This window comes from Candidatus Collinsella stercoripullorum (assembly GCF_027669965.1).
Taxonomy (GTDB): Bacteria; Actinomycetota; Coriobacteriia; order Coriobacteriales; family Coriobacteriaceae; genus Collinsella; species Collinsella stercoripullorum.
Genome location: NZ_JAQECM010000055.1, coordinates 6,066 through 15,787 on the forward strand (window position 1 = coordinate 6,066; position 9,722 = coordinate 15,787).

Here is a 9,722-nt window from a genome sequence, read left to right on the forward strand (position 1 = left end):
AAACGACCCCGTCCCCAAATGACCCAGAGCGGGCCGGGCGGGGCGATCCCCACCCGGCCCGTCCCCGGAGGCGTCGTGGCAGCGAAGCCTGTCTTGCCTATCGCAATTCGATGCCCAGAAGCGACACGTAGGCCTGGCCGCCGTGCATATCGCGCTCGTCGGGGGAACCCTCGACCGGCACGCGCGGGAGGCTCACCTTGGCGACCATGATGTCCTCCAGACAGTAGATGAGCACGTCGGCCGGGTCGACCGAGAACATGAGGGCGATCCGGTCGCGCTCGCGCTCGAAGGCGGCGGCGATCGCGCGGGTGTCCTCGACGCTCAGGCAGAACGCGTCGATGGTGATCCAGAAGGGGCCGGCGTTCTTGCTGCGCAGGTAGCGGGCGGTCGACCCGACCGTAGGCGTCGCGGCGACGGTGGCGGAAATATCCATGCAAGCCTCCTAGCAGGTCTCGAACTCGAGGCGGACGAGCTCCATGGGATCGTCGACCGCGACGGTGTGATACAGCTTGAACTCATAGGTCGCGCCGCGCTCCATCTCGGCGGGCGAGAACAGGAAGGCGTAGCTCGGCATCTGCGTCCCCTCGAAGATGTTGTGATGCAGCATGAGCGGGTTGAACGCCTTGGTGATCTGCGTGGCGCGCGCCTGGTCGTCGGCGGTGACGCACAGCATCATGAGCACCTCGTTGGGCACGTAGCCCGCGGGGACCGGGGCGCCGGACACGCCGTTGTAGCCGTAGGGGCGCAGCCAGAAGCGGTAGCTGTCCCGCGGGATGCCCATGCGCTCGAGCTTCTCGACGCCGGCGGCGCTCACCGCGTCCACCCAGCGCTGCGGGTCGGCCATGATCTTGGGGTCGCGGATGCCCGCCATGCTCACGGTCTGGTAGCCGGCGACGCCCGCCCCCTCGAGCTTCATGGTGTAGGGCAGATGCTCGATCGCGGTCCCCTCGACGCGGACCGCCGTATCGGAGACCTCGGTGTAGGTCGACCCGGTCGTATCGATGCGGATGCCCGGCTCGGTGAGCTGGATGGGGTTCGCGTTCTCGTAGATGAGATGCGAGGAGACCGAGTACGCCGACGCGGTGGCGCCGGGGGCGACCGCGCGGATGGTGAAGCCGCCCTCGTCCACCTCGGCGAACACGCCCCCGGTGAGGCCCGCGCTCGTGCACACGCCGCCGCACTCCACGGTCTTAGCCATGTGCCAGCAGCTCGCCTCGTCGCCGCCGCGCATGAGCGGGTAGGCGGCCATGACGGCCGTGTCGGTCGAGCGGCCGCCGATGACGATGTCGGCGCCCTCGGCGAGGGCCTTCTGATAGGGCTCGGCGCCGAGCAGCGCGACGATGGTCGAGCACTCGTCGAAGGTCGTCTCGGAGATCTCGGGCGCGCCGGCGAGCGGCGACACCCTGCCCTCGCGGTACTTCGCCTTGATGACCTCGCGGTCCTGCTGCGAGTAGATCTTGGCGACGGTCTTCCGGATACCCGCCTCCGCGCAGATCTCGCGCACGATCCGCGCCGCCTCGTCGACGCCGAAATCGGAGCCGCAGGTGCCGGCGGAGCCGATGGTCACCGGGATGCCGAGCTCGTGCGCGCCGAGCACCATGCGCCTGAGGTCGCGGCGAACATCCGCCTCGGCGTACTTCCCGCGGCCCGAGCCCAGGTAGTAGGGGCCGGAGTCCGTGGAGCCGGCATCGCTGGAGATGATGTCCGGCCCCATGGCGAGACCCGCCTCGAAGGCGTCCTCGCGGCAGTTGAGGCCGACCGCCCCGTAGGGGATGAAGATCTTGGTCGTCGCCATAGGCAGTCCCTTCTCTCGATGCCGGCGGCGTCGCGCACCGCACCCGGCCCGTCTTCCGGACCTGGGCCGCAGGGCCGCGCAGCGCCCGCGCCGCCGCACGTGGGCCGCGGCGGCGCGTCGACGAATCCACGGCTCCACCCTACCATCCAGCGAATATAATCTCTAATTCCATTATTGGTATATAAGGATAACGATACCGTTATAGAGAGGGCCGCGAGGAACGAAGGGGAAACCGATGATAGACGAGCGCCGGATCCGCTATCTGCTGACGATCGCCGACGCGGGCAGCATCACCGCCGCCGCGGAGAGGCTCTACGTCACGCAGCCCGCGCTCAGCCGCATGCTCATCAACCTCGAGCGCGAGCTGGGATGCGAGCTGTTCCACCGCGGCCGCCGGCGCCTGCGCCCCACCCCTGCAGGGGAGATCTACCTGCGCGGATGCCGCGAGGTCCTCGCCGTGGCCTCATCCGTCCGCGACGAAATCGCCGACCTGCGCGACGAGAGCCGCGGGCGCATCGTGTTCGGCATGACGTCGTTCACCGCCGAGTTCCTCCTCCCCCGCATCTGGGCGGATTTCCATGAGCGCTTCCCGGGGATGGAACTCGCGCTGGCCGAGGAGCGGATGAGCGACCTCGCCGGGCTCGTCCGCCAAAGCGAGGTCGACCTGGCGCTCGCCTACCGCGTCGACGGGGATGAGCTCGAGGGCGAACCGGTGCTCTCGGATACCGTGTACCTGCAGGTTCCGAGCTCCAGGGCGGCGGAGCTCGGCATGTCGCCGGGGCGCGGCAACGCGCCGGTCGACGCCCGCATCCTGGAGGGTGCGCCCCTCGTCCTGCTCAAGCCCGGCCGCAACATGCGCGCGCTCGCCGACGACGCCCTGCATGCGCTCAGCATCGCGCCGGGCCCCGTCACCGAGACGGCGAACATGCACATCGCCTGCGAGCTCGCCGAGCTCGCCGGCGCGTTCACCTTCGTCCCCGGCATGGCGGCGCAGCAGCCGCAGCGGGGGCGCGGTCCGGCGCTGTGCGAGATCGAGGGCTACCCCATGCGCCGGGAGCTGCTGTGCCTCCACCGGCGCGGCCGCTACCTCACGCACGCCGAGCGCCATCTGATCGATCTGGTCAAGGGGCTGCGCCCGTAAGCGCGCCGGCATCTCCCTCTACGCCGACGCCCTCTCGGCGTCGTCCGATTTCACTGGATACCGCACAGGCGCGGCGCGGACGGACCCGGCTGCCGAAGCCCTACTCCTCCGTACGCCAGCCACGGCAGACGTCGACCCAGCCGGAGGCGTTCGTGGCGCGCTCGAGCTCGGGGATGGTCAGGCGCACGCCGCTGTGGTCGTCGCCGCATGCGGGGTAAACGACGTCGAACCGACGCAGGGACTCATCCAGATACACCCGCGCCGCGGGCTTCGCGCCGAAGGGGCACACGCCGCCCGGGGCGTGCCCGACGAGCTCCTCGACCGCGTCGCCGGGCACCATCTTCGCCTTGGTGTGGAAGAACGCCTTGAACATGCTGTTGTTCACCCGGGCGTCGCCCGCGCACAGCACGAGGACCGGCGCATCGTCCACCAGGAACGCCATCGTCTTGGCGATGTGCTCGGGCGCGCAGCCCAGCGCCTCCGCCGCCTCCTCGACCGTCGAGCTCGAGGCCTCGGTCGCGATCACCCGATCGCCCAGCCCGATGCTATCCAGATACCTCTTGGCAACCTCGAACGACATGTTCCCCTCCTGTTCCGGCCGCCGCGGCGGACGCCACGGGCGGCACCGGGCCCTGGTGCCCATGGCCCGCCATCCGTTATCTCGATCCCGTCGATGCGTCGCGCTCGGCCTCATCCGAGACGCCGCGCGGGACGCGGCCCCGTCTGCGCTTGCGCCCGGGGGTCACAGCAGCAGCAACCCCAGCGCCCACAGGGCCGCGACGGCCCCGTAGGTCCACAGATGCCGCACCGTCACCGCGCCGAGCTCGCGCCCGATCGAGCGCAGCCACGAGTCGCCCTTGCTGGGCGCCCCCACGCCGTCGGCGTCCATGCCCAGGCGCACCGCCTCGCAGACGCAACGGTACGCATGGAACTCGCTCGTCACCAGCGCGACGCGGTACGGCGCCCCCTCCGATGCGCGGTCCATGAGCTCGCGCGAGCAGGCAAGGTTCTCGCGCGTGGTGGTCGAGCGGTCCTCCTCGATGATGCGGTCGGCGGGGACGCCCCGGTCGAGCAGATACGACCCCATCGCCGACGCCTCGGAGAGCTCCTCATCGGGGCCCCGGCCGCCGGACACGACGAGGCTCCCGCGCCCGCCCTGGCGCTGCCACAGGTTGAAGGCGAAGTCCAGGCGGCTCATGAGCACGGGCGACGGGCGCGTGCCGTACAGCGCGCACCCGTGCACCAGGATGAAGTCGTAGGCGCGATCGGCGCCCGGGTCGATCTTCTGCCCGATCAGACGGTACACGGCGGAGCTCGCGGCGAGGGCGACCAGCGAGAACGAGCCCCACAGCCCCAGCAGCGCGAGCAGGTCGACCGCCTTGCCGACCGCAGGTGCGCCCGCGCCCTCCGCGAACCCGGGCGCGACCGTGTAGACGACGGCGAGCGCGAGCGCCACGCCCAGCGGGACGAGCGTCGCGTTCGTCGTCGTGCCGCGGGCGATGAGCACCATCACGCCGTTCAGCGCCAGCAGCTCGACCGCCAGCAGCGGGAACAGGAGCACGGGCGAAGCCGCCGGGACCGCGAAGCCGCCCGGCTCCGCGCAGGAGACCAGGACCAGCCCGGTGAACAGGGCGAACGCGATGGCGGTCGAAGCCCTGCCCACCGCCCGGGCACCGCGCGCGAACACGGCGACCAGCGCCACCGCGCTCACCGCGGCCAGGATCGCGCCGCATGTCCGCACCAACTCGATCGTCTCCATGGTCGCCTCCCGCCGTCGCCCCGCCTACAGGATCCCGCAGCGCTCCAGGAACGCGGCGGCGAGCCCGACCCACGGGCGGACGGCGGCCTGCGCCTCCTCGTTATCCGCGCAGGTGTTGACATCGGCCACGGACAGGCCGTGCCCGCCGCGGTCGAACACGTGGACCTCGTGGGCCACCCCTGCCGCGGCGCACGCCGACGCCAGGTCGTAGACCTGGGAGATCGGGCACGTGCGGTCATCCGCGGTACCCCAGACGAAGGTGGGCGGCATGTCGCGCGTCACGTGCGTCGTGGGGCAGACCTCGGCCATCCGCTCGTCGGTCGCCTCGCCGCCCACGACCATGGCGAGGTAGTCGTTCAGCAGGTCGCGCCCGGTCTTGCCGCCCGTCTTGGGCACGCGGAGGTCGATCCGCGGGTCGCGGGTGCGCTCCTCGCGCACGATCCGCAGGTCGAGCAGCGGATAGCCCAGGATGACCGCGTCGGGCCTGATGTGCTCGGGCCGGTCGCCCACGCGCCCCGCCAGGTCGCCGCTACGCCACTCGGCGGCGAGCGACGCGCAGACGAAGCCTCCCGCGGAGAAGCCGACGGCGACCACGCGACCGGGATCGACATGCAGGTCCTTCGCCTCCGCGCGCACGCGCGAGATCATCTTGGCGAGGTCGGCCTCGGGATTCGGGAACGAGACGTCGCCCGTCGAGCTCGTCACGTAATCGAGCGTGAACGCCTGGAACCCGAGCCTCAGGAACGCGAGCGCCACCGGCTCCTGCTCGTGCGCGGCGATGCCCGTGAAGCTCCCTCCCCCGCAGATGATGACGGCGGGACGGGGCGTATCGGCCCGTGCGGGGACGGGCTCGGAGAGATAGGCGGTGAAAGTCGCCGGGCGCTCGGCGCTCGGCTCATCGCCCCAGAGGGCATGCTGCTCGACGATCATGGCGGTCGCTCGCCTTTCGTGACTCGGAAACGGACCGTGCGGCGTCGCCGCACCGTTCACAAAAGGGTATACCAGCGTGCCGCGGCGGCCGGCAACTCCAGACTCTTCACACGGCGGGTGCGTCCTGCATCCACCGCCGACGAACGGGCAGGTATCCCGGCGGCGCGTGCATACAGCCGTCCGCTCGGAGACGGGAATGCGCAAGGGGGTGGTCAATAATGCTGCGAATTGCGAATCCCTTGCCAGCCGGTCGCATTTTCCTAGTAGTACGGCACCCCGTTACCCACAACATGTTGTGCCGGTCGCTCGCTTCGGCAGCAATCCGGGGCGGCAGGGGGTCGGTTGACCGTATTCAGGTTCGCAATTCGTCGCTTTTTTGACCACCCCCCCCCTCCTGCCGCGGGCCGCCGGGCGCCCAGCCGGCGCCCGCCGTCCGGTTCAGCGCCGGGAGGCCCCGACGAGCACGCGCGAGCAGGCCGAGACGGTCACCGCCCCGTACGCGACGAGCACGCCGAGGGTCAGCGCGAGCGTGGCCGCGGCGAACATGCCGAACCCCTCGGAGGCGAACACGACCGACAGGATGTAGATGAGGGCGAAGCCGAACACGCAGTGCGCGCACGCCATGGCAGCGGGGACCGCGAAGCTCACCCCCACCTGCGCGCGCACGGACGCGCGCAGAAGCGCCCGGTCTGCCCCGAGACGCGAGAGCGCCCTGAAGGACGCCTCCCCTCCCGCCGCCTGCGAGAGCTGCTGCAGCGCGAGGACCGCGGCCGCGGACACGAGGAACGCCGCCCCGTAGAACACGCAGGCGTACGCGATGGGAGCCAGCGCCCAGGCGTTGCCGGCGAGGTCGCCGGCATGCAGGCCGACGCTGAAGACGAGCCCCGCCACGATCATGCACATCCCGGCGGCGAGTAGCACGCATACGGCCGCCAGGGCGGCGCACCCGCTCTCCGCATACGCCTCGACCTGGCGCACGGTGAAGGGGGCAAGCCCCCTCCAGTAGCGCTCAGGGCGCGCGCGGAGCCGCTCCGGGACGCGGGCGGAGAGCACGCGGAACGCGAAGTACGTGCCTCCCAGCGCGATGAAACCCATGGGGACGATGAACACCATGAAGTACCCGGGGGCGAGCACGCAGGTGCCCCAGACCGCGGCGAGCAGGACGACGGCGAGCGCGAGCTGCCCGGCGAGCGCGATGCGGCCCGTGACGGGGCGCGGCTCGGGCTTCCTCGCGGCGCGCATGAGCTCGACGAGGGGCCGCCTCCCCACGCTGCGCACCGCGCGCAGGGCCGCCAGCGCGGCGATCGCGGCGAACGCCCCCGCCGTCTGGACGCACGCCCCGGGCGAGAAGACGATGCGCGGCGCCCACGGCACCCCGAACACGAAGGCGGCGACCAGCCCGAACAACGGGGACAGGACGACTCCCATCGCGACGCCCGCCGCGAGCGACCCCGCCCCCACAAGGCCGCTCTCCGCCGCGAGCACCGCGCTCACGCGGCCCCGCCCCATCCCGAGCAGCGCGTACAGCCCGAATTCGCGGGCGCGGCGCCGCACGAGGAACACGTTCGCATAGCCGATGAGGAACGCGAAGACGACCGCCACGAAGACCGAGAACGCGACGAGCACCTGCCCGGCTTGGGCGAAGTAGGAGCGCTGCTCGGCGGTGAGGTCGAGCGCGAGCAGGTAGTCGGTGGATGCGAGGAACGAGTAGAGCAGGCACGCCGCGAACGCGAGCGTCATGAAGTAGACCGAGAAGTCGCGCGCGCTGCGCCGGACGTTCCCCAAGGCGAGCTTGACCAGCATGGATCCTCCTGGTTTCGAAACGGATGGAAAGCCGCACGCGGCGGCAGGCGACCCCTCAGATCAAGTCGTACGGCATGCGGCGGACCGCAAGGTAGAACAGGGCGAGCAGGGGGCCGGCGAGCGGGAGGTCGGCGAACGCCACGGCCAGCACGACGAGGCGCACGAGAAGGAACGCGGCCCGATGCAGCCCCTTCCTCGGACGCGTCTCGCAGCTCATGCGCACGAAGCCGCCGCCCGGCGTCGAGCCTCCGCGCACCCAGGGGACCGCGAGCTCGACCGCGACGAACGCGACCGCGGCGGCAGCCGGTATCCAGGGGACGTCGGAGAGGGGCTCCAACGCGGGGATGTTCCAGCACAGCAGGCTGGCGACCCCTCCGGCCGTCCCCGCGAAGAGCTGCACGAGCAGCATGTCGAGCCAGAACGCCACGCAGCGGCGCACGAACCCGGGCTCATGCGTCACCTCGCCGTCCTCGGCCAGCGCCCCGGGCGGCAGGACGCGCCCGAGCGCCGCCGCGCACCACCAGCCGATCGCCGCACCCGAGGTGTTGTAGATGAGGTCGTCCACATCGGCGGTGCGGTACGCATACGGGTAGATGCCGAACAGGCCGGTCCCCTGAGCCGCCTCGATCGCGAACGACACCGCGAGCCCCAGGACCACCGACCGCACGGCCCCCCAGCGCAGCAGGCGCCCCGCGATGAATCCGAGCGGGACGAAGAAGACGACGTTGAAGGCGATCTGCGGGACGGCGGACAGCCCCTCGCGGGCGATGTCGCCGATCGGTGCGAGCGGGTTCAGCTGCCACGGCACCCCGTACGAGATGCCCGGTCCCGAGGTGCCGTCGGGCAGCGGGTAGAGCGTGAAGCAGCCGAGGCCCAGGAAGTAGAGCACGGCCAGGTAGGTCGACACGACGGAGGCGAACTTGAGTCGCCCGTCGCGATGGTACAGGTACGCGAGTATCGGCAGGGTGAGGACGGCGGACGCGATCGGCCACAGGGCGACCGCCGCGATGAAGCTCTCGCTGTAACCGGCGAGGAACCGTTTGATGAGACCCATGGGCCACCTTTCTCCGGGCACGCCGATCAGCGTCCCGACACCTTCCAGAGCAGCGCCACCATCCCCGCCGTGAGCGCGGAGACGGCGAGCAGGTATCCGAGCATCCCGAGCACGCGGCGCGCGGCGCGGCGCACGGCGACCAGGACGCGGCGTGCGGGGCGGGGCCTGCCGGGCGCCCCCTTCGAGTCGCCGTAGGGATACGCCATGTCCCGCTCGCCCATCGCCGCACCGCCTCCCGCCGCAACCGTCGCACCCGTGCAGGGCGACCCCCATTGTGCGTCCCGGCACCGTGCGGTGCCATCGATTTGCCTTACAGCAGGATTACATTCATGTAACGGTTGCAGCGGGGGCGCGGAGGGGGCCGGTCGCCCTCCCGCCCGGGCGCCGTCCGGGCCGCGTGCTACACTTGCCGCGATCGAAGGGGGATTCACTATGGACGGGACCCAGGGGCGCATCGGGGCCATCGACGGCCTGCGCGCCGTCGCCATCGCGGGCGTGGTGCTCTACCACCTGCGCCCCTCGCCGCTGCCCGGGGGCTTCTTGGGCGTCACGGTCTTCCTCGTCATCACGGGCTACCTCGCGACCCGCTCCGTCGAGCGGCGCATCGCGCGGGGAGGCGCGTTCTCCTACGGGCGCTACCTCGCCGGGCGGCTCGCGCGCCTGCTCCCCCCGGTGCTCGCGGCGATCGCGCTCACCGCGCTGGGGACCTATCTTTCGAGCCCCGGTCTGCTGCCCAAGGTGCAGGCGGACGCGCTCCCGAGCGCCCTGTTCCTCGTCAACTGGTCCTACATCTTCCGCCAGGTCTCCTACTTCGCCGCGGCGGGCCTCCCCTCCCCGCTCACCCACCTGTGGTACCTCGCCGTGGCGATGCAGTTCTACCTCGTGTGGCCCGCCGTCGTCATGGCCGCGCACCGGGTGCTGCGCACCCGCGGGGCGGCCATCGCCGCATGCGCCGTCCTGGCCGCCCTCTCCACCGCGCTCATGGCACTGCTGCTCGACCCGGCGGGCGACACGGCGCGCGTCTACTACGGGACGGACACGCGCCTGGCCGAGCTCTCGGTCGGCGCGCTCACCGCGCTCGCGCTCGACGGCCTGCGGGCGCGGGGGAGGCGGGCCGTCCGCGAGGGCGCTCCGCTCCCGCTCGCGCTGCGCGTCCTGCCCGCGGCGGGCGCACTCGGGCTGGCGGCGCTGCTCGCGGGCTTCGCGTTCGCGGACGGGGAGAGCCCGCTCATGTACCGCG

Annotated in this window: 10 protein-coding genes; 2 read left to right on the top strand and 8 right to left on the bottom strand. The window is 71.5% G+C overall.

The window, feature by feature from the left end:
• Window positions 1-97 precede the first annotated feature (97 nt).
• Window positions 98-433 carry a DUF4387 family protein gene (locus tag PHA29_RS09155; protein ID WP_270849291.1) on the bottom strand — a complete coding sequence of 112 codons (336 nt, stop codon included), beginning with the start codon at window positions 431-433 and terminating at the stop codon, window positions 98-100.
• Window positions 434-442: 9 nt separating this feature from the next.
• Window positions 443-1,795, bottom strand: a complete 1,353-nt coding sequence (locus tag PHA29_RS09160) for an acyclic terpene utilization AtuA family protein (protein ID WP_270849292.1) — start codon at window positions 1,793-1,795, stop codon at window positions 443-445.
• Window positions 1,796-2,030: 235 nt separating this feature from the next.
• Between PHA29_RS09160 and PHA29_RS09165 the strand changes: the two genes are divergently transcribed.
• Window positions 2,031-2,936 carry a LysR family transcriptional regulator gene (locus tag PHA29_RS09165; RefSeq protein WP_270405440.1) on the top strand — a complete coding sequence of 302 codons (906 nt, stop codon included), beginning with the start codon at window positions 2,031-2,033 and terminating at the stop codon, window positions 2,934-2,936.
• Between the two features lie 100 nt (window positions 2,937-3,036).
• On the opposite strand, the gene PHA29_RS09170 is transcribed toward PHA29_RS09165, so the two are convergent.
• From PHA29_RS09170 to PHA29_RS09195, 6 genes are all read right to left on the bottom strand, one after another.
• The gene (locus PHA29_RS09170) at window positions 3,037-3,516 is read right to left on the bottom strand and encodes a YbaK/EbsC family protein (protein WP_270849294.1); all 480 of its coding nucleotides are present in this window, start codon (window positions 3,514-3,516) and stop codon (window positions 3,037-3,039) included.
• Window positions 3,517-3,678: 162 nt separating this feature from the next.
• Window positions 3,679-4,695, bottom strand: a complete 1,017-nt coding sequence (locus PHA29_RS09175) for a YdcF family protein (protein ID WP_270405442.1) — start codon at window positions 4,693-4,695, stop codon at window positions 3,679-3,681.
• Window positions 4,696-4,719: 24 nt separating this feature from the next.
• Window positions 4,720-5,625: an alpha/beta hydrolase gene (locus tag PHA29_RS09180; RefSeq protein WP_270849295.1), complete on the bottom strand. Its 906-nt coding sequence runs from the start codon at window positions 5,623-5,625 to the stop codon at window positions 4,720-4,722.
• A 438-nt stretch (window positions 5,626-6,063) separates the two neighbouring features.
• Window positions 6,064-7,428 carry an ABC transporter permease gene (locus tag PHA29_RS09185; RefSeq protein WP_270849297.1) on the bottom strand — a complete coding sequence of 455 codons (1,365 nt, stop codon included), beginning with the start codon at window positions 7,426-7,428 and terminating at the stop codon, window positions 6,064-6,066.
• A 55-nt stretch (window positions 7,429-7,483) separates the two neighbouring features.
• The gene (locus tag PHA29_RS09190; RefSeq protein WP_270849298.1) at window positions 7,484-8,482 is read right to left on the bottom strand and encodes a VanZ family protein; all 999 of its coding nucleotides are present in this window, start codon (window positions 8,480-8,482) and stop codon (window positions 7,484-7,486) included.
• A 26-nt stretch (window positions 8,483-8,508) separates the two neighbouring features.
• Window positions 8,509-8,688 (bottom strand): hypothetical protein, encoded by a 180-nt coding sequence (locus PHA29_RS09195; RefSeq protein WP_270849300.1) that lies wholly within the window; start codon window positions 8,686-8,688, stop codon window positions 8,509-8,511.
• Window positions 8,689-8,914: 226 nt separating this feature from the next.
• Between PHA29_RS09195 and PHA29_RS09200 the strand changes: the two genes are divergently transcribed.
• A partial coding sequence (locus PHA29_RS09200) for an acyltransferase family protein (protein ID WP_270849302.1) occupies window positions 8,915-9,722 on the top strand: 808 nt, incomplete at its 3' end.

What these genes read in the sequence shown, in the direction of transcription:
- PHA29_RS09185 (WP_270849297.1), bottom strand. Translation starts at nt 7,428, where the DNA reads ATGCTGGTCAAGCTCGCCTTGGGGAACGTCCGGCGCAGCGCGCGCGAC.
- PHA29_RS09160 (WP_270849292.1), bottom strand. Translation starts at nt 1,795, where the DNA reads ATGGCGACGACCAAGATCTTCATCCCCTACGGGGCGGTCGGCCTCAAC.
- PHA29_RS09155 (WP_270849291.1), bottom strand. Translation starts at nt 433, where the DNA reads ATGGATATTTCCGCCACCGTCGCCGCGACGCCTACGGTCGGGTCGACC.
- PHA29_RS09195 (WP_270849300.1), bottom strand. Translation starts at nt 8,688, where the DNA reads ATGGCGTATCCCTACGGCGACTCGAAGGGGGCGCCCGGCAGGCCCCGC.
- PHA29_RS09175 (WP_270405442.1), bottom strand. Translation starts at nt 4,695, where the DNA reads ATGGAGACGATCGAGTTGGTGCGGACATGCGGCGCGATCCTGGCCGCG.
- PHA29_RS09165 (WP_270405440.1), top strand. Translation starts at nt 2,031, where the DNA reads ATGATAGACGAGCGCCGGATCCGCTATCTGCTGACGATCGCCGACGCG.
- PHA29_RS09180 (WP_270849295.1), bottom strand. Translation starts at nt 5,625, where the DNA reads ATGATCGTCGAGCAGCATGCCCTCTGGGGCGATGAGCCGAGCGCCGAG.
- PHA29_RS09190 (WP_270849298.1), bottom strand. Translation starts at nt 8,482, where the DNA reads ATGGGTCTCATCAAACGGTTCCTCGCCGGTTACAGCGAGAGCTTCATC.
- PHA29_RS09170 (WP_270849294.1), bottom strand. Translation starts at nt 3,516, where the DNA reads ATGTCGTTCGAGGTTGCCAAGAGGTATCTGGATAGCATCGGGCTGGGC.